This is a genomic window from Xinfangfangia pollutisoli (genome assembly GCF_020179405.1).
Classification (GTDB): Bacteria; Pseudomonadota; Alphaproteobacteria; order Rhodobacterales; family Rhodobacteraceae; genus Pseudogemmobacter; species Pseudogemmobacter pollutisoli.
In genome coordinates, this window is record NZ_JAICBZ010000002.1 from 86,694 (window position 1) to 104,871 (window position 18,178).

Sequence of the window (18,178 nt, forward strand, 5' to 3'; positions counted from 1 at the left end):
ATGGCAGAACGCATCCTTCTGGGCGGCGCCCCCGAGGGCTATGACGCCTTTCTTCTGGCCCGCGAACTGGCGCGCGGCCGGCCCGTCCTGCATGTGGCGCGCGACGACAAGCGGGCCGAGGCGATGCGCGCGGCGCTGGCCGTTGTGGCGCCGGACGTGGCCGTACTGGAGTTTCCGGCCTGGGATTGCCTGCCCTACGACCGCGTATCGCCGAACCCCGATGTCGCCTCGCGTCGGATGGCCACGCTGGCGGCGCTGGCCGATGGGCTGCCGGGCGCCTTTGTGGTGCTGACCACGCTGAACGCGGCGACGCAGCGGGTGCCCGCGCGCGATCTGGTGCGCGAGTCGTCTTTCCGCGCCAAGGTGGGCGACCGGGTCGACGAGGCGCGGCTGCGCAGCTTTCTGGCCCGCATGGGCTTTACCCCGGCCTCGACCGTGGCCGAGCCGGGCGATTACGCCATACGGGGGGGTATCGTCGATATCTACCCGCCGGGCCCGGGCGGGCCGGTCCGGCTGGATTTCTTCGGCGATCAACTGGATGGCGCGCGACGTTTCGATGCCGAAACCCAGCGCACCATTGAAAAGCTGACCCGGGTCGATTTCGCACCCGTGTCGGAAGTGGTGCTGGACGAAGGGTCCATCGCGCGGTTCCGGCAGAATTACCGGGTGGAATTCGGCGCCGGCGGCTCGGGCGATCCGCTGTATGAGGCGGTCAGCGCCGGCCGCAAGCACCAGGGGATGGAGCATTGGCTGCCCTTCTTCCAGGATCGGCTTGAGACGATCTTCGACTATCTGCCCGAGGCTTCGGTTCTGCTGGACGATCAGGTGCCGGTGATGCGGATCGCCCGGCGCGAGGCGGTGGAAGATGCCTATGCCGCGCGCTTCGAGGCGATGAACGACCGGACCCGGCTGGATACGGTCTACAAGCCGGTGGGCGTCGATCTGCTTTATCTGGACGATCAGGCCTGGGAGGCGGCGGTTTCGGCGCATCGGCTGGTGCAATTGTCGCCGCTGGCACAGCCGCCCGGCCCGGGTGTTCTGGACGCGGGCGGGCGGGCCGGCCGCAATTTCTCGCCCGAGCGGCAGCAGGAAAAGATCAGCCTTTTTGCAGCCTTGGCCGATCATGTTCGCGCTTTGCGCAAAGAGGCGCAGGTCGTCATCGCCTCGTGGTCCGAAGGGGCGCGCGAAAGGCTGAGCGGGCTTTTGCAGGATGAGGGGCTTGCGGCCCAGGAGATTGCCGATCTGAAGGCGCTGCCCAAGGACAAGGGCGGTGTCTTCCTGGTGGTCTGGGCCTTGGAACAGGGGTTCACCGCGCCGGGGCTGGCGGTGATCTCCGAGCAGGACGTCCTGGGCGACCGGCTGATCGCGAAACCGAGAAAACGCAAGAAAGCCGATAACTTCCTGCGCGAGGTTGATACGCTTTCTCCGGGTGATCTGGTGGTGCATGTCGAACATGGCGTCGGCCGCTATCTGGGGATCGAGACGATCACCGCACTTGGGGCGCCGCATGCCTGCGTCGCGCTGGAATATGCCGAAAGTGCAAAGCTTTACCTGCCAGTCGAGAATATCGAACTGCTCAGCCGCTACGGCCATGAGGACGGGCTGCTGGATCGGCTGGGCGGCGGGGCGTGGCAGGCGAAGAAGGCCAAGCTTAAGGAGCGGATCCGCGAGATTGCCGAACGGCTGATGCGCGTCGCGGCTGAGCGCCAGCTGCGCGCCGCGCCGGTTCTGGACGCGCCGCATTCCGCCTGGGAGGCTTTCGCGGCGCGCTTCCCCTATGCGGAAACCGATGACCAGCTGGCGGCCATCGCCGATGTGGTGGCCGATCTGGAAAAGGGCTCGCCCATGGACCGGCTGGTCGTGGGCGATGTGGGCTTTGGCAAGACCGAAGTGGCAATGCGCGCGGCTTTCGTGGCCGCCATGGCGGGCATGCAGGTTGCCGTCGTCTGTCCGACCACGCTGCTGGCGCGCCAGCATTTCCGCGGCTTTGCCGACCGTTTCCGCGGCTTTCCCATACGGGTGCGTACGCTGTCGCGCTTCGTCGGCGCCAAAGAGGCGGCCGAGACCCGCAAGGGCTTGGCCGAGGGCGAGGTGGATATCGTCGTCGGCACCCATGCGCTGCTGGCCAAGGGCATCAATTTCAAGCGGCTGGGCCTGCTGATCATCGACGAAGAACAGCATTTCGGCGTGGCCCATAAAGAGCGGCTGAAGGAGATGCGCTCCGAGGTGCATGTGCTGACCCTGACCGCAACGCCTATTCCGCGCACCTTGCAGCTGTCGCTGACGGGGGTGCGCGATCTGTCGATCATCGCGACGCCGCCGGTCGACCGGCTGGCCATCCGCACTTATGTGTCTGAATTCGATACGGTTACCATCCGCGAAGCCTTGCTGCGCGAACATTATCGCGGCGGGCAAAGCTTCTATGTCGTGCCGCGGATTTCCGATCTGCCCGAGGTCGAGGAGTTCCTGAAGACCCATGTGCCCGAGGTCAGCTATCTGGTCGCGCACGGTCAGCTGGCGGCGGGCGAGCTGGATGACCGGATGAACGCCTTCTATGACGGGCAGTATGACGTGCTGCTGGCGACCACGATCGTGGAAAGCGGGTTGGATATCCCGACCGCCAACACGATGGTCATCCACCGCGCCGACATGTTCGGCCTGTCGCAGCTGTATCAGATACGGGGGCGTGTGGGCCGGTCGAAGACCCGGGCCTATTGCTATCTGACCACCAAGCCGCGGGCGCCGCTGACGCCGCAGGCGATGAAGCGGTTGAAGCTGCTGGGCAGCCTTGACAGCCTGGGTGCTGGTTTCAATTTGGCAAGCCACGACCTGGACTTGCGGGGCGCAGGTAATCTTCTGGGTGAAGAACAGTCGGGCCATATCCGCGAAGTCGGCTATGAACTGTACCAGCACATGCTGGAAGAGACGATCCAGAAGATCAAGACGGGCGAATTGCAGGGTCTGTCAACCATCTCTGATGATTGGAGCCCGCAATTGAACCTGGGCGTGCCGGTGATGATCCCCGAGGATTACGTCCCCGATCTGGACATACGCCTGGGTCTGTACCGCCGCCTGTCGGGCCTGACCCGGAAGGTGGAGCTGGAGGGCTTTGCGGCCGAGCTGATCGACCGCTTCGGCCCGATCCCCAAAGAGGTGAACACGCTGCTGCTGATCGTGCGGATCAAGGCGATGTGCAAAAGGGCCGGGATCAGCAAGATGGATGTGGGCCCGCGCGGCGCGACGGTGCAATTCCACAACGACAAATTCGCCAACCCGGCCGGGCTGGTCAGCTTCCTGAAGGATCAGGGCGGTGCCGCCAAGGTGCAGGGCACCAAGATCGTGCTGCAGGGCGAGATGAAGGGCGAAGGCGACCGGATCAAGGGCGCCTTCGCCATCGCCCGCGATCTGGCGGAAAAAGCAAAGGAGACGGCGGCTTAGGAGGTTTTCCTAAGCCAGCGCGTCAGGATCAGCGCCCCGCCGGTAAAGCCGCCGACGCCCAGAACCAGCGGCAGCGGCGTGCCATCGAACGCCTGGCCCACCGGCACGGACAGCGCCACCGACAGAACCGTCGCCACCGAGGCGATCATCGACGAGGCAAAGCCCGCGATATGGCCCAGCGGCTCCATCGCCATGGCATTCAGATTGCCCATGGTCAGGCCCATCATGGTGAAGACCGACAATTGCCAGATCAGGTAAAGCACGAAGACCGTGGTCCAGTCGGTTGTACCGAAAAGAAGAAATCCGATGAAAGCCACAGTCAGGCACAGAACCGCGGCCAGCGAGGCGCGGATCACCCGCTGCATGCCGACCTTGACCACGATCCGCGCATTCAGCAGCGACCCGCCCCCCGACAGGATCGCGATCGCGCCGAACCAGTAGGGAAAGCTTGCGCCGAGGTCGAAGTATCTCTCGAAGATCCCCTGGATCGACGAGATGGTCGAGAAGATCACTGCCAACAGCAGCGCCTGCACCAGGATCGCGACCAGCACGACCCGCTGCGCCAGCATCACCTTCGCGGCGGCGGTCATCGCGGCCAGTGACAGGGGCTTGCGATCCTCGGGATGGATGGTCTCGGGCTGGCGCAGGCCAAGCCAGAGGATCGAGATCAGCGAGAAGATCACATAGACCAGGAAAATGTCGTGCCAGGACGCGACCCACATCACCGCCTGGCCCAGCATCGGTGCCAGGGCGGGGACCAGGGTGAAGATCATCATCGCATAGGACATGACCTGGGCCATCTGCCTGCCACTGTAAAGATCGCGCACCATCGCCAGCGACACGGTGCGCGGCGCGGCGGCGCCGATGCCCTGCAGGAAGCGCGCAACCAGCAGCACTTCCAGCGAGCCGCTGACATAGCAGGCGATGGCGGCGGCGCAATAGACCGCGGCGCCGGCCATGATCACCGGCTTGCGGCCATAGGCATCCGACAGCGGCCCCATGACCAGCGTGCCCAGCCCCATGCCGAAGACGAAGGTGGCGATGATCAGCTGGGCCCGGTTCGGCGCATCGGGCGTCAGCGCTGCCTCGATCTGCGGCATGGCGGGCAACATCGCGTCGATCGAGATGGCGATCGTGGCGAACAGCATGGCGACAAGGGCCACGAACTCTCCGGTCGAGAGCCGCGCCGGATGGGATTGGGACTGGGTCATGAGCGTGCGGCGAGGTCCTTGATCACGTCGCCCCAAAGCTCGGGCGGTTGCGCCCCGGAGACGAGATATTGCTGGGCAATCAGAAAACTGGGTACGGCGGTCACGCCCTTGTGGCGGGCATCGCGGTCGCGGGCGGCAATGTCTTCGGCATCGGCCTCCGAGGCCAGAAGCCGGGCGACGGCGGCGCCGTCCATGCCACAATCGGCGGCAATACGGGCCAGTATGGCCGCATCGCCGATATCCTGCCCCTCGGTCCAATAGGCGCGGAACAGCGCATCGACCACCGCCGCCTGCCGGCCTTCGATGCCGGCCCAATGGATCAGGCGATGGGCATCCAGCGTATTGGGCTGGCGCTGCGGCGCATCGGGGTTCAGCGCCACGCCGGCGGCGCGGGCGACCTCGCGCAGGCGGTCATGGATCGCATCGACCTGCGCCTTGCCGCCGAACTTCGCCTCAAGATAGGCACGCTTCTCGACGCCCTCGGTCGGGATGTCGGGGTTCAGCTGGAACGGGTGCCACTGGATCGCGAAAGGATGGTCGGGATGGTCGGCCAGGGCGCGATCAAGATGGGTCTTGCCCACGAAGCACCAGGGGCAGACGGGATCGGAAAAGATGTCAAGACGGATCGTCGACCGGGTCATGCCGGGAGGTCTTTCCTGAAAAGCGTGGCAAGGGCGCGGCGGTTGATCTTGCCGGTGGGTCCGCGGGGGATTTCGGGCAAGTGCCGGAAGGCGCGCGGGCATTTGTAGCGCGCCAGGCGTTCGGCGGCAAAGGCCTGGGCTGTGCTTTCCGGCAGAGCGGTGCCTGCATAGAAGCACGCGATGATGCGGATGCCGGGGCTGGGTTCGACCTCGGCCACGGCCAGATCGGTGACGCCGGGCAGGCCGGACAGCGCCTGTTCCACCTCGCGCGGCGAGACGCGGACGCCGCCCGGGTTCATCATCTCATCGGCGCGGCCATGGTAATGGATCGCGCCATCGGCATCCTGATGCACCATGTCTCCGGTGGCGAACCAGGGGCCGGACGGGGGCGGATGGCCGTCATAGGACAGCATCAGGCCGGGATCCCCGGTCGAGACCGCCAGCTGGCCGATCTCGCCCACCGGCAGGCTCTGGCCGGTTTCCGACAGAATGGCGATGTGCCGGCCGGGCTGCGGATAGCCGGTGGCCCCATCCGGGGCCGTATGGTCGGGGCAGGAGGAGATGAAGGTCGAAATCTCGGACATGCCCAGCGCCTCATGCACTTCGGTGCCGGTCTGGGCGCGCCACGCGGCCCGCAGGGCGGCGGGCAGCGGCTCGCCCGCGGAAAGCACATGGCGCAGCCGGGGCAGGGGCGGCAGGCCCGCGCGCAACAGGCGGCGCAGCACGGTGGGAACGGTGGCCAGGATCGTCGCGTCATGGCGGCGCAACACCAGGGGCAGCTGCTCGATCTGCACCGAAGACGCGGGGATCAGCGCCGTGGCGCCCAGCGTCCAGGGATCCAGCAGGCCGGTGCCCATCGTATAGGTCCAGTTGAAGGCGCCGGCATGCAGCAGCCGGTCGGCCACGGTCAACCCTTCCCAGCCGCCATGCATCAGGGCGCGGGCAAGGATGGCGCGATGGGCATGGCGCACCGCAAGCGGCGTGCCCGACGTGCCCGAGGTGAAGACGACATAGCCTTCGCGCCCGGCATCGCCCAGATGCCAGTCGCAGGGCGGCTGCGCTTCCCAAAGCGCCAGGTCGGCCACCTGCGCCGCAGGCGCGGGCGGCAGGGCGATGCCCGGCGCCGACAGGACCAGACGGGGGCGTATGGCCGCCGACATCCGGGTGATCTCGGGCGCTGTCAGCAGGGGCGAGGTGGCAACCGGCACCAGACCCGCCGCGATGGCGCCCAGATAGGCGACCGGATAGGCGGGCGTATTGCCCAGACGCAACAGAATGCGGTCGCCGGGCTGCGCCCCCTGCGCCAGCATCCAGCTGCCCGCCCCGCGCACGGCGCCGATCAGCCTTGCATAGCTCCACCGTTCGGCCCCGGTCAGGCTGAGAACGGCAAGGGCAAGCTTGTCGGGCGTCGCGTGGCCTGCCGCCAGCACATGGGCGGCCAGGTTGAAGCGTGTCAGATCGGGCAGGGCGGACATGCTGCCGGGATAGGCCCGCAGGGCCAGCGGTGCAAGAGACTGCTGGCGCGGTTGCACAAAACCCCGACGCGCGGTCGGGTCAGACGCCCGCCGCAGCAGCACCAATGCCACGCGGCGCGGGACGGATCAGTTGAACCAGCCCTGCACGGTGCGCGCCCCGCCCGAGACATCGTCGCCCACGCCGGCCACGGTGTTGCAACCCGAAAGCGCGGCCAGCGCCGCGAGTACAAGAGCCAGTTTTTTCATCTGCTTGCCCGTCTTCTTCTTGCCTGTCGTTTCTGCATCGATCGGGCGGTCATTCTTCGTACCACCACAGGGCGGGAAGATAGGACGTCCCGAAGTCTCCGTAAAGCTGTACCGTTTCGGGATGCTTCAACTCTCGCCGATGCAGGATCATGTTCTTGTTCGCATACCAGAACGGCACGACATAGCGCCCCGCCGTCAGCGCCCGGTCCAGCCCCTGGACGGCGGCGGCGAAGGCGTCGGGCGTCTGGGCCGCCAGCATCGCCGCGATCATCGCGTCGACCGCCGGATCCTTGATCCCCATCCAGTTGCGCGAGCCTTCGGTATCGGCCGCGGCCGCGCCCCAGTACAGCGCCTGTTCATTGCCCGGCGACAGCGAAAGGGTGCGCAGGATATAGGTCATGTCGAAGTCGAAAGCGTCGGTGCGTTGCTTCATCTGGGCGGAATCCAGCATGGTGACGCGGGCATCCACCCCCAGCGCCTTCAGCGATTCCACATAGATCGCGGTGGTCGCGGCGGCTTCGTCCTGGCCCACGGTCAAGAGAATGTCGAAGCGCAGCGTCTGGCCCGCGGCATTGCGCTGCAGACCATCGGCCCCGGGCGTCCAGCCGGCTTCCTCCAGCAGGGCCAGCGCCGTGCGCAGGCTTTTGCGGCTGACGGGGCGGGCGGCATCGCCGTCGGGCAGGGCATAGCCCTCGATCGCGCCGGGGGGCAGGCTGTCCTTGAAGGGGGTCAGCAGATCCAGCACCGCGCCCTCGGCCGGGGCGCCCGGGGTCAGGCCGAAGGTGCTGTTCGAGAAATAGGACTGGATCCGCGGCGCGGCGCCGCCGGTGATGGTCTGGTTGATATAGGGGAAGTTGAAGGCCTGGATCATCGCCTCGCGCACCCGCCAGTCGGCAAAGACCGGCTTTCTGGTGTTCATGGCCAGTCCGATGATCCCCGAGGGCCGCTTGTGCGGCACTTCAAGCCGGATCATGTCGCCCTTCTGCACGGCGGGAAAATCGTAGCGGCTGGCCCATTTGGCCAGATTGTCCTCGCGATAGGCGGTGATCTCGCCGGCGCGGACGGATTCGAAGATCGCCACCGTATTGGCGAAGTAATCGTAACGGATCGTATCCAGGTTCCACTGGCCCCGGTTCACCGGCAGGTCCTTGCCCCACCAGTCGGGATTGCGCCGATAGGAGATCGACACGCCGGGCGTCACCTTGTCGATGACATAGGGCCCCGAGCCGGTCAGCGGCGTCAGGCTGGGCGTCTCGAACGCCTTGCCGTCGAAATCGGCCTTCTTCAGCACCGGCCGCAGGCCCAGGATCAGCGGCAGCTCGCGGTCTTCGGTGTTGAAGGTGAAGCGGACCGAGCGCGGGCCGGTCTGTTCGGACTTCGCGACCTTCTTCCAGGCCGCCAGATAGCGCGGATTGCCCTGGGTGCCGAGCGTTTCGAAGGACCAGATCACATCCTCGACCGTGACGGGCGTGCCGTCCGAGAATCGCGCGCCCTCACGCAGGGTAAATTCCACGTAACTGCGCGCCGAATCCGTCTCGACCGATTCGGCCAGCAGGCCGTAAAGGCTGAAGGGTTCGTCATGGTTGCGCGCCATAAGCGTCTCGAATGTATAGGGGGTGATCCCCTCGGCGGGGGTGCCGGCGGTGATGAACGGGTTCACCGAATCGAAGCTGCCCGACATCGACAGGATGACCCCGCCGCCCTTCGGCGCATCGGGGTTGGCCTGGGGCAAAGACACAAAATCCGGGGGAAGGGCGGGTTCGCCATACATAGCTATGCCATGCTGCGGCTCTGCCCACGCGGTTTGCGCGATGAAACCCAGCGCCAGGCCCGTGATCCAGCCGTTGAGCCGCGCGAAAAACATCTGTCGCATTTTGGAAACCATCCCCGTTCCGGCCGCTTCTTCGGGGCCAGAGTAAAGCCGGGGGTGAGGCTTTTCAAACTTTTAGCTTGGCCATCCCGCGAGACCGGATTATATAGAGCTTACTGCTCGATAGGTTTCTTGCCTGTATGAAACCTGCCTCAACGACTTAACGCCGGCCTTGCGCCGGCGTTTTTTTCATTTCCGCTCTTCCCGATGTGACGTGCGTTTCGCAGGCGCGGCGTATAGGTTGGCGGCAGCGCAGCATCAGGAGGCAGCGATGGAACTGACGGGCAAGCGGGCGGTGGTCACCGGGTCGAATTCCGGCATCGGGCTGGGCGTGGCCGAGGAACTGGCCAAGGCGGGCGCCGAGGTGGTGCTGAACAGTTTCACCGACCGGCCCGAGGATCACCAACTGGCCGAGGATCTGGCCGGCAAATACGGCGTGAAGGTGACCTATATTCAGGCCGACATGTCGAAGGGCCAGGAGTGCCGCGCCCTGATCGAGAAGGCCGGCGGCTGCGACATCCTGGTGAACAATGCCGGGATCCAGCATGTGGCGCCGATCGAGCAGTTTCCGGTCGAGCAATGGGATCGGATCATCGCGATCAACCTGAATTCCGCCTTCCACACCATCGCCGCAGCGCTTCCGGGCATGCGCGCCAAGGGCTGGGGCAGGGTGGTCAACATTGCCTCGGCACATGGGCTGACCGCCTCGCCGTTCAAATCGGCCTATGTCTCGGCCAAGCACGGCATCGTCGGGCTGACCAAGACCGTGGGGCTTGAGACCGCGGGCCAGGGCATCACCTGCAACGCGATCTGCCCGGGCTATGTGCTGACCCCCCTGGTCGAGGCGCAGATCCCCGACCAGATGAAGGCGCATAACATGGACCGCGAAACGGTGATCCGCGAGGTCATGCTGGACCGCCAGCCCTCGCGCCAGTTTGCCACCACCGAACAGATCGGCGGCACGGCGGTCTGGCTGTGTTCGGCCTATGCCGATCAGGTGACCGGGACGACGATCTCGGTCGATGGCGGCTGGACGGCGATGTGAGGCCGCGCGGGTGATCCGACTTTCGCTGGCCCTGCAGGGTGGGGGCGCGCATGGCGCCTTCACCTGGGGCGTGCTGGACCGTCTTCTGGAAGAGGACGACCTGGAAATCGCCGCGATCAGCGGCACCTCGGCCGGGGCGCTGAACGGGGCGGCGCTGAAGGCCGGGCTGGTGGCCGGCGGGCGGCAGGCCGCGCGCAAGCGGCTGCGCGACCTGTGGGAAGAGATCGGCGATATCGGCGATTTCCGCAGCTATGCCTGGATCCAGCCATGGCTGCCGGCGCTGCGCTTCTGGCAGGAAGCGGCCGACCGCATGCTGCCGATCAGCCCGCAGGGCCTGATGGCGCAATTCTATTCGCCCTATACGCTGGGCGGGGCCTGGTCCAATCCGCTGGAGCCGATCGTGGCGGAACTGGATTTCAGCCAGGTCTGCGCCGAGGAAGGCCCGGCGCTGTTCATCGGCGCCACCAATGTGCGCACCGGAAAGGTGCATGTCTTCGCGGGCCAGAAGATCACGCCGCAGGCGCTGCTGGCCTCGGCCTGTATCCCGACCGTGTTCCAGGCGGTCGAGATCGACGGCGAAAGCTATTGGGATGGCGGGTTCACCGGCAACCCCTCGCTTTGGCCGCTTTACGGCGCGGGCCTGCCCGAGGATCTGCTGATCGTGCAGGTCAACCCGCTGTATCGCGAGCATATTCCCGACACGCCGCTGGAAATTCAGAACCGGGTCAACGAGATCAGCTTCAACGCCTCGCTGATGAGCGAACTGCGCTCGATCGCCTTCGTCAAGCGGCTGATCGCCGAGGGACGGCTGCAGCCGGGGCAGATGAAGGATGTGCGGGTGCATATGATCGCCGAGGACGGGCTGCTGAACACGCTGTCGGCGACCTCGAAGCTGCAGCCCTCGGGCAATCTGGTGCGGCGGCTGTGCGAGGATGGGCGCGGTGCGGCCGAGCGGTTCCTGCAGCGCAACCGCGACAAGCTGGGCGTCAGCCATTCGGTCGACCTGCACGCGTTGTTCGGCTAGGGAGCCCGATTTTTCGTCGAAAAATCGGGCTCTTCGCCCTAACGCGGCTCTTTCATCTGCGGATAGACCAGCCCGCCCGACACGATCAGCTTGGCCGCATCGTCGATGCCCACATCGGTCAGGATCACCAGTTCCGAAGTGGGCACGAACAGCAGGATCCCCGAGGTGAAGGGCGTCAGCCCAACGAAGACCGCCGAATAATCGCGCCCCTTCGCAGCCAGCTTCTCGGCCAGTTCGCCCTTGGGCCGGGTCGAGATGAAGCCAAGCGCCCAGCTGCCTTCCTGCGGAAACTGCACCAGGCAGGCCTGATCGAAGCTTTGTTCCTTCTTGTTGAAGAAGGTCTCGGCCACCTGCTTGATCGCGCCATAGACCGAGCGGACGATCGGCATCCGGTCGACCACATCCTCGGCGCGGCGGATGACCGAACGGCCGATCAGCCCCTTGGCCATCCAGCCGACCAGGATCGTGGCGACCAGGAACACCAGCACGCCCACGCCGCGCACTGGGAATTCATAATCCGGCCCGAACCAGTCGCGGATCAGCGCATCGGGCTTGTAGGGCCCCGGGATCAGCGGCAGCACCCAGCCGTCGATCCAGCCGATCACCGCCCAGACGAAATAGATCGTCAGCCCGACGGGCAGAACGACGACCAGGCCGGTCAGAAAACTGGCACGCAGGCCCGCCAGAAAGCCGCGGCGGGGGTGGGCGGGTTCGGTCATCTTGTCTCCCTCATTCGGGGAGTATCTAGGAACGCCCCTGCCGCAGGCGCAATGGGCGCACCGGAAATGGCCCGAGATTTCACGGCAGTTTCACCAACTCGCAGGCGATTTGGGCAGTAAGACGGGCATTGTTCAGCACCAGCGCGATGTTCGAGGCCAGCGAGCGGCCCTCGGTCAACTCGAAGATGCGCTGCAGCAGGAAGGGCGTCACCGCCTTGGCCGAAATGCCCTGCGCCTCGGCTTCGGCCAGGGCGGCTTCGATATGCGGCGTGATCTCGGCCGAGGGGATTTCGGCCTCAACCGGGATCGGATTGGCGACCAGCTGGCCGCCCGGCAGGCCCAGGGCCGCGCGCATCCGATGCGCGGCCGCGATCTGGGCCGGCCGGTCCATCCGCAGCGGCGCCTTCATCCCGGACGAGCGCGACCAGAAGGCGGGGAAATCGTCTTGCCCGAAGGCAATGACCGGCACGCCCTGGGTTTCCAGCACTTCCAGCGTCTTGGGCAGGTCGAGAATCGCCTTGGCGCCGGCGCAGACGACAGTGACCGGGGTCTGCGCCAGTTCCATCAGATCGGCCGAGATGTCGAAGTTCAGCTCGGCGCCGCGATGCACCCCGCCGATGCCGCCGGTGGCGAAAGTCTCGATCCCGGCCAGCCGCGCGCAGATCATCGTCGCGGCAACCGTGGTGGCGCCGGTGCCGCCGGTGGCCAGACAGGCCGCCAGATCGGCGCGCGACAGTTTCGCCACGCCCTGCGCCTGGCCCAGCGTGTCCAGCTGGGCCGAGGTCAGCCCGGCATGGATGCGCCCGTCCAGGATCGCCATGGTCGCGGGCACCGCGCCGCCGGCGCGCACCGCATCCTCGACCGCGCGGGCGGTCTGGACATTCTGCGGAAAGGGCATGCCATGGGTGATGATGGTCGATTCCAGCGCCACCAGCGGCGCGCCGCTTGCGCGGGCCTGGGCGACTTCGGGCGAGAAGGTCAGGGGAAGGGTCACGAGCCGATTTCTCCGGATACATAGGCCGCCGCAGCGGCAAGGGCAGCGTCAAGCGCGGCGCGGCGGGACTGGCCCTCGCGCTCGGCCACGATATGGGCGGCCATGAACGTGTCGCCCGCGCCGGTGACGCGGGTGACCAGAACGGAAGGCGGGCAACCTTCGATTACACCCTGGCCGGCCTGGCCCTCGGCGGCAGGCTTGCCGCCCTGGGTTACCAGAACGCGGGCCGCGCCCCGGGCCAGCAGCGCCTCGGCCGCGGCGGTGGCGGTGCTGGCGCCGGCCTTGGACAGGATGTTCGCCTCTTCGAGGTTCACGTAGAACGTGGCCCTGGGATGGGCCAGAAGCGGCCGCAGCCGCTCGGCCTTGCCGGGGCTGGCGGGCGCCACGCGCAGATCGGCGGCGGCGAACAGCGGCGAGACGGCAATCTCGGCCAGAAGCTGTTCGGTCAAATTGCCATCCAGCGCGATCGGCCCCGCCCAGGGCGTCGCGGCGCTGCCCAGCCGGCCATCGGCCAGGGGTCGCAGCACCTTGTCGCCGGCCGCTTCCAGCGAATGCGCATCGGCAATGGCCGCAATCAGCCCGTTCGCGCCTTCGACCGCCATATAGCGGTCGGTGGGCAGATCCTCGGACCGATAGGCATAGGCGATGTCCAGCCCCAGCCGGGCGCAGGCGGCGGCCAGCTCGTCCCCTTCGGGATCGCGGCCGATGGCGGTCAGCACCGCGGGGCGCAGCCCGAAGCGGGCCAGCGTCATCGCGATGTTCATCGCAACGCCGCCCGGCAGGCGGGTGATCCGGCCCGGCACGTCCGAGCCAAGCCTGAGGACCGCAGGGCTGCGGCCGATGATGTCCCACAGGACCGAACCGATGCAAAGGATGTCGGGTGCCATGCCGGCTTCATCGCCCAAGCCCGGGCGCTGTGCAAGCCGATGCATCGGCGGCCTTTCGCAGGCGTATTTCAGGCGGATATGACGGGCGGCCTTGCCAGCGGGGCAGGGCGGCTGTATATGCGCGCCACTTCACAGGCTGGGTGAGGGCCAATGCGGGGAGAAATCCCGTGCTGGTCCGCCGGTTGGGGGCAACCCTGAGACACCCTGCCGAGGCGCAAACCGGAAAGGAATTTGGACATGGCGCTCCCCGAGTTTTCCATGCGTCAGCTGCTTGAAGCTGGCGTTCACTACGGCCACCAGACCCAGCGCTGGAACCCGCGCATGGGCGAATACATCTATGGCGACCGCAACGGTATCCATATTGTCGACCTGACGCAGACCGTCCCGCTGCTGGACCAGGCGCTGAAGATCGTGCGCGACACCGTCGCCAAGGGCGGCCGCATCCTGTTCGTCGGCACCAAGCGTCAGGCCCAGAAGCCGGTCGCCGAAGCCGCTGAAAAATGCGCGCAATATTACATGAACCACCGCTGGCTGGGCGGCACGCTGACCAACTGGAAGACCGTTTCCCAGTCGATCCAGCGTCTGAAGCAGATCGACGAAGTTCTGGCGGCGGGCGGCGAAGGCCTGACCAAGAAGGAACGTCTGAACATGGAACGCGACCAGGCGAAGCTGCAAGCCTCGCTGGGTGGGATCCGTGAAATGGGCGGCCTGCCGGACCTGCTGTTCGTGATCGACGTGGGCAAGGAAGATCTGGCGATCCTGGAAGCCAACAAGCTGGGCATCCCGGTTGTGGCCGTGGTCGACACCAACTGCTCGCCCAAGGGCGTGAGCCACATCATCCCGGGCAATGACGACGCGGCCCGCGCCATTGCGCTGTATTGCGATCTGGTCGCCCGCGCGGCGCTGGACGGCATGTCGGCCCAGATGGGCGCTGCCGGCATCGACCTGGGCGCGCTGGATGCCCAGCCGGAAGAAGAGGCCGTGGCGGCCGAAGAGGCCTGAGGAACAAGGGCAGGGCCGTTCCTCGGCCTGGCCCATCTGTCACAAGCCTGTTGCCCGGCGGGGTTAGCCCCCGCCGTGGCCGGATGTCCGAGGAGAGATGAAATGACGATCACCGCAGCGATGGTGAAGGAACTGCGCGATTCGACCGGCGCGGGGATGATGGATGCCAAGAAGGCGCTGACCGAGACCAATGGCGACATGGAAGCCGCCGTTGACTGGCTGCGCACCAAGGGCCTGGCCAAGGCCGCCAAGAAGGCCGACCGCGTGGCCGCCGAAGGTCTGGTGGGCGTGGCCGTGTCGAATGGCCGCGGCGTTGCGGTCGAGATCAACTCGGAAACCGACTTCGTCGCCAAGAATGCCGATTTCCAGGCGCTGGTGCGCGAAGTGGCCAATGTGGCGCTGACCGCGGGCGACGAGATCGAAGTGGTCAAGGCCGCGGCGCTGAACGGCACCACGGTTGAAACCGTGATCCAGGAAGCCGTGGCGCGCATTGGCGAGAACATGACCTTCCGCCGCCTGCATGTGCTGGAAGGCGATACGGTCGTATCCTATGTGCATAACGCCGCGGCCGACGGCATGGGCAAGATCGGCGTGCTGGTCGCGCTGAACGGCGACAAGGCCAAGGCGGCCGAGATCGGCAAGCAATTCGCGATGCATATCGCCGCGACCTCGCCGCTGTCGCTGTCGGAAGCCACGCTGGACCCGTCGATCGTCGAGCGCGAGCTGGCGGTGCAGACCGCCAAGGCGCTGGAAGAAAATGCGACCTCGGCCAAGCCGAAGCCCGAACAGGTGATCCACAACAACATCATCCCGGGCCGGATGAAGAAGTTCCTGGCCGAGAACACCCTGCTGGGCCAGGCCTTCGTGATCAATCCCGATTTGACGGTCGAACAGGCCGCCAAAGAGGCCGGGGTCGAGATCACCGGCTATGCGCGGATCATGGTCGGAGAAGGCGTCGAGAAGAAGGAAGAGGATTTCGCCGCCGAAGTGGCGAAGATCGCTCAGGGCTGATCCAACCCTTCGGGGTGGGGCAGGGGCCGTCCGCATGTCGGGCGGCCCTTTTGCGTTCCGGGCACCGCAGAGGCAGTAAAAAAGGCGCGGCCTTCCCCAGAAAGGCCGCGCCTTTTCCAGTCCGGCCCTGACCCTTGGGGATGAGGACAGCCAGGCCGGTCTGTCCCGCAGGCATGGCCTGCGGGCAACGGTCGACCGGGTCGCAGCGCAAGAGGGCGGCCACCCGATCATGAATTCCTTGGGGAAATGTCACCCGGTTCGGAACAGGCGCACAGTGGCGTATGACGCTGGGTCAAGCGAGTGCGGGAATCCTTACCAACCCTGTGGTTGTGTACTTTTCGGCAGAACGCCCGGGCTAGCGGGCCGCCTGGGCCACCGGCTCGGGCGGGCACTGGAAGATCATGTTCAGCATCGCGCCCTTGGCGACCGCCTGCGCCGTGGTTTCCACCGCCAGCGCTTCGCGCGCAAGCCGCAGATGCTTTTCCACCATCGCGGCGCTGACACCCATCAGCAGGGCGACATCCTGGGTGGTCTTGCCATCGGCCACCCATTCCAGCGCCTCGCGCTGGCGCGGCGACAGCGCGCGGGCCCGGGTCAGCTGCGGCAGCTGGCAGATGCGCAGATGCATCATATGGGCGACCGACAGAATCTCGTCGGCGTGTTCGGCCCAGATCTCTTCGACGCGGTCATGCATGAGTCCCGGATCGGCGATCAGCGCGATGGCGCCTTTCGACCGCGCCGAGGCCTCGGGGAAGCTGACCGAGATGCCGGCCAGAACGCCCATCGAGACGTTGAACTTTACGGCCTCGACCTCGTCCGGCGACAGGCGGCCGGCCTCGAACGCCTCTTTCACCCAGGTCCAGGTGCAGGCGCCGGAATTGCGTTCAGCCCAGCGGAACACCGGCGCCTTGGCATAGAAGCCGCCCTTGAAATAGCGCTGCGCATAGTCGTCGTCGCAGGTGGTCAGGATCAGCGCATCATCGGGATCGCCGATGGTGCGGATATGGCGGAACCGGGTAAAGCCATACAGCAGGCGCGCGAAGCCCAGCGACGCGTAATGCTCGGCCGCCAGCGACCAGGCCTGATCGATCGACTGTGCCTCACCGATCTGGCGAAGACGACTGAGTATGGCAGTTCCACTCATGCACCAAACCTCCATATGTTGCTGCGGCAATTCTCGCGGCAACCCGTTGTCCTCATCCCCGCTCCGTCATATTCAGACGCATCGGCCCTGTCGAGACTTGGCAAAAACATGACGGAAGATGTCATCATCATTGGCGGTGCCGCAATGGGCGCTGCGACGGCCTTCTGGTTGACCAAGATGGCGCCAGGGTTGAAGGTTCTGGTGGTCGAACGCGACCCCAGCTATGCGCGGGCGGCGACGGCGTTGTCGGTTGCGTCGGTGCGCCAGCAGTTTTCAGACCCGACCAACGTGAAGATTTCACGCTTCGGCGTTGATTTCATCCGGAATTTTGCAGAACGCCTGGGGCCTGCGGGCGAGGTGGCCTCGCTGGGGCTGAAAGAGAATGGCTATCTGTTCCTGACCACCGATCCGGCGCAGAAGCCGGTGATGGAAGAACTTGCGGCCATGCAGCGCGCCTGCGGGGCCGCGACCGAGGTCTGGACGCCGGCCCAGGTCGGCGCGCGTTTTCCCTGGATCGAGACGTCGGATCTGGCCGCGGGCAGTTTCGGGCCGCGTGACGAAGGCTGGTTCGACAATATGGGGCTGCTTGCCGGGTTCCGGAATGCCGCGCGGGCCCAGGGCGCGCGGTTCGAGAAGGCCGAGGCGGTGGGTCTTGCGGTGAATGCCGGCCGGGTGACCGGGGTCGAGATCGCGGGGCGCGGGCTGGTGTCCTGCGGCGCCGTGGTCAATGCCGCCGGCACGCGCGGCGCCCAGGTGCTGCGTTGGGCCGGGCTGGATCTGCCGGTCGAGCCGCGCAAGCGCACCGTCTTCGTGATCGACGCGCCGAATGCGCGCCATCCCGACGGACCCTTGCTGATCGACCGGGCCTTCTACATGCGGCCCGAACAGGGCCATTGGATCACAGCGACCGTGCCCGATTCGGATTCCGCCTGCGATCCCGATGACTTCGAGCCGGATCTTCATCTGTTCGAAGAGGCAATCTGGGAGCCGCTTTACGCCCGATGCCCGGGCTTCGACGCGGTCAAGGTCGTGCGGCACTGGGTCGGGCATTACGATTACAACACACTGGATCAGAACGCGATCCTGGGGCCGCATCCGGCGCTGCCGAACCTGTATCTGCTGAATGGCTTCTCGGGTCATGGCCTGCAGCAATCGCCAGCGCTGGGTCGGGGCACGGCCGAGCATATTCTGAACGGGGGCTGGCAAAGCCTTGATCTGTCAGAGCTATCCTATGACAGGGTTCAGGCCGGCCGGCCGATTGTGGAACGCGCGATCGTCTAGCGCCGCGCGCCCGGTTAACGATTTATTTACATAATACTGATTATGCGAAAATTGGATGACCGGATCCTCAGAAGATCCGGCCCCCTGTAAGCTGGCCTGCTTCAAAGGCCGTTGGCAGACTTTCCGACTGCCCTGACGGCCTGTCTTTGCGCAATTCTTCCATCATAGCCGCCCAGTGGCGCGCGACGGG

The 18,178-nt window shown here is 66.0% G+C and carries 14 protein-coding genes; 6 read left to right on the forward strand and 8 right to left on the reverse strand.

The genetic code is table 11. The annotated features are described in order from the left end of the window. A complete protein-coding gene (gene mfd / locus K1Y73_RS01400; RefSeq protein WP_225026122.1) occupies positions 1-3,438 on the forward strand; it encodes a transcription-repair coupling factor in 3,438 nt (1,145 codons plus the stop codon). Here mfd and K1Y73_RS01405 read toward each other — a convergent pair. From K1Y73_RS01405 to K1Y73_RS01420, 4 genes are all read right to left on the reverse strand, one after another. After that, on the reverse strand, positions 3,435-4,649 hold the full coding sequence (locus K1Y73_RS01405) for a multidrug effflux MFS transporter (protein WP_225026123.1): 1,215 nt from the start codon (positions 4,647-4,649) through the stop codon (positions 3,435-3,437). The two genes, mfd and K1Y73_RS01405, sit on opposite strands and share 4 nt — an antisense overlap. After that, positions 4,646-5,290, reverse strand: a complete 645-nt coding sequence (locus tag K1Y73_RS01410) for a DsbA family oxidoreductase (RefSeq protein ID WP_225026124.1) — start codon at positions 5,288-5,290, stop codon at positions 4,646-4,648. The genes K1Y73_RS01405 and K1Y73_RS01410 overlap by 4 nt, the downstream gene beginning before the upstream one ends. Then, complete coding sequence (locus K1Y73_RS01415) at positions 5,287-6,822, reverse strand: class I adenylate-forming enzyme family protein (RefSeq protein ID WP_318248206.1); 1,536 nt, start codon at positions 6,820-6,822, stop codon at positions 5,287-5,289. Before K1Y73_RS01415 ends, K1Y73_RS01410 begins: the two co-directional genes overlap by 4 nt. A gap of 238 nt (positions 6,823-7,060) precedes the next feature. Beyond that, positions 7,061-8,884 (reverse strand): extracellular solute-binding protein, encoded by a 1,824-nt coding sequence (locus K1Y73_RS01420; RefSeq protein ID WP_225026125.1) that lies wholly within the window; start codon positions 8,882-8,884, stop codon positions 7,061-7,063. 268 nt (positions 8,885-9,152) lie between these two features. Here K1Y73_RS01420 and K1Y73_RS01425 point away from each other — a divergent pair, with 268 nt between their 5' ends. Together K1Y73_RS01425 and K1Y73_RS01430 are read left to right on the forward strand one after the other, a co-directional pair. Further along, positions 9,153-9,926: a 3-hydroxybutyrate dehydrogenase gene (locus tag K1Y73_RS01425; protein WP_225026126.1), complete on the forward strand. Its 774-nt coding sequence runs from the start codon at positions 9,153-9,155 to the stop codon at positions 9,924-9,926. A gap of 10 nt (positions 9,927-9,936) precedes the next feature. Further along, positions 9,937-10,950 carry a patatin-like phospholipase family protein gene (locus tag K1Y73_RS01430; RefSeq protein ID WP_318248207.1) on the forward strand — a complete coding sequence of 338 codons (1,014 nt, stop codon included), beginning with the start codon at positions 9,937-9,939 and terminating at the stop codon, positions 10,948-10,950. A 38-nt stretch (positions 10,951-10,988) separates the two neighbouring features. Here K1Y73_RS01430 and K1Y73_RS01435 read toward each other — a convergent pair whose 3' ends face one another. The 3 genes from K1Y73_RS01435 to K1Y73_RS01445 all read right to left on the reverse strand — a co-directional run bounded on the left by K1Y73_RS01435 (position 10,989) and on the right by K1Y73_RS01445 (position 13,550). After that, entirely contained in the window at positions 10,989-11,669 is a 681-nt protein-coding gene (locus tag K1Y73_RS01435; RefSeq protein ID WP_225026128.1) for a DUF502 domain-containing protein, read from the reverse strand. 79 nt (positions 11,670-11,748) lie between these two features. Beyond that, positions 11,749-12,663, reverse strand: coding sequence for a pseudouridine-5'-phosphate glycosidase (locus K1Y73_RS01440; RefSeq protein ID WP_225026129.1), 915 nt, complete (start codon positions 12,661-12,663; stop codon positions 11,749-11,751). After that, entirely contained in the window at positions 12,660-13,550 is an 891-nt protein-coding gene (locus K1Y73_RS01445) for a PfkB family carbohydrate kinase (RefSeq protein ID WP_225026130.1), read from the reverse strand. Before K1Y73_RS01445 ends, K1Y73_RS01440 begins: the two co-directional genes overlap by 4 nt. Before the next feature lie 237 nt (positions 13,551-13,787). Here K1Y73_RS01445 and rpsB point away from each other — a divergent pair, with 237 nt between their 5' ends. Then, complete coding sequence (gene rpsB / locus K1Y73_RS01450) at positions 13,788-14,552, forward strand: 30S ribosomal protein S2 (protein WP_225026131.1); 765 nt, start codon at positions 13,788-13,790, stop codon at positions 14,550-14,552. 102 nt (positions 14,553-14,654) lie between these two features. Next, positions 14,655-15,563 carry a translation elongation factor Ts gene (tsf, locus tag K1Y73_RS01455; protein WP_225026132.1) on the forward strand — a complete coding sequence of 303 codons (909 nt, stop codon included), beginning with the start codon at positions 14,655-14,657 and terminating at the stop codon, positions 15,561-15,563. A gap of 355 nt (positions 15,564-15,918) precedes the next feature. On the opposite strand, the gene K1Y73_RS01460 is transcribed toward tsf, so the two are convergent. Then, entirely contained in the window at positions 15,919-16,707 is a 789-nt protein-coding gene (locus K1Y73_RS01460) for a LuxR family transcriptional regulator (RefSeq protein ID WP_225026133.1), read from the reverse strand. A 108-nt stretch (positions 16,708-16,815) separates the two neighbouring features. Between K1Y73_RS01460 and K1Y73_RS01465 the strand changes: the two genes are divergently transcribed. Continuing rightward, positions 16,816-17,988 (forward strand): NAD(P)/FAD-dependent oxidoreductase, encoded by a 1,173-nt coding sequence (locus K1Y73_RS01465; protein ID WP_225026134.1) that lies wholly within the window; start codon positions 16,816-16,818, stop codon positions 17,986-17,988. Positions 17,989-18,178: the final 190 nt, after the last annotated feature.